This is a genomic window from Streptomyces sp. SID13031 (assembly GCF_010548305.1).
In the GTDB taxonomy this organism is placed as follows: Bacteria; Actinomycetota; Actinomycetes; order Propionibacteriales; family Kribbellaceae; genus Kribbella.
On record NZ_JAAGLV010000077.1, the window covers coordinates 1 to 447 of the forward strand.

Sequence of the window (447 nt, forward strand, 5' to 3'; positions counted from 1 at the left end):
CGCCGCCGCGGCGCAGCAGAAGGACCTCCAGTACATCGGGGACCTGGACCACTCGTGGGGCGGCGGCGCCAAGGCCTGGAACGAGGGCTGGATGGACGGCTGGGTGTCGGCCAAGACCGCCGCCACCATGGCCCACTACGACCGCCGGGACCTGCCGCTGCACTACGAACTCGCGGACACCTTCACCATCTGCGACGCCTACCACTCCTCGATCCATACGTCGACGAGCCCGAACCGCAACCACCTGTGGAGCGGCTGGACCGGCTTCGAGGCCGACGGCAGCCGGGCCGTCACCAACGCCGCGTACGCCGAGGGCACCCACCCCGGCTACGCGTGGCCGACGTACGCGGAGCGGCTGGAGAGGGCCGGCCACAGCTGGCAGACGTACACGGAGTGGGAGAACTTCACCGACAACAACATCGAGTTCTTCACGACCTTCAAGACGAT

1 protein-coding gene is annotated in these 447 nt (G+C 68.2%); it reads left to right on the top strand.

Going from position 1 to position 447, the window contains the following annotated elements; genetic code table 11:
• A partial coding sequence (locus G3I17_RS39305; RefSeq protein WP_275402666.1) for an alkaline phosphatase family protein occupies positions 1-447 on the top strand: 447 nt, incomplete at both ends.